This window comes from Kitasatospora nipponensis, from assembly GCF_039528135.1.
Lineage (GTDB): Bacteria > Actinomycetota > Actinomycetes > Streptomycetales > Streptomycetaceae > Kitasatospora > Kitasatospora nipponensis.
On the sequence record NZ_BAAALF010001242.1, the window covers coordinates 1 to 500 of the forward strand.

Consider the following 500-nt stretch of genomic DNA (forward strand, 5'->3'; position numbering starts at 1 on the left):
TGGCCAGCGGAAACCCGCTGCTGGAGATCCCCTCCATGGTGCTCGGCACCCAGGAGGTCTCCCCGATGGTGATGGCCAACGCCTACGCGACCTTCGCCGCGCGCGGCAAGTACTGCTCCCCGGTCGCCGTGAAGTCCGTGGTCAACACGGCCGGCACCCAGCTGCCGGTGCCGCAGGCCAACTGCACCCAGGTGATCTCCGACACCACCGCGGACGGCATCAACACCCTGCTGCTCGGTGTGACCGAGAAGGGCACCGGCTCCTCGCTCACCCTGGACGACCGCCGGCCGATCGCCGGCAAGACCGGTACCACCGACAAGCGGTACGCGGCCTGGTTCACCGGCTACACCCCCGAGCTGTCCACCTCGGTCTGGCTGGGCGGCCCGACCGTCAACGTCTCGATGAAGAACATCAAGATCGGCCCCACCCGCTTCAACGGCGGCGTGTACGGCGCGACCGGTCCCGGCCCGATCTGGCAGATGGCGATGAGCGCGGCCGTG

General features: G+C 69.2%; 1 protein-coding gene. It reads left to right on the forward strand.

All coding sequences use genetic code 11. The features are described 5' to 3' along the window. The coding region (locus ABD323_RS45860; protein WP_344447828.1) for a penicillin-binding transpeptidase domain-containing protein at positions 1 to 500 on the forward strand (500 nt) is incomplete at both ends.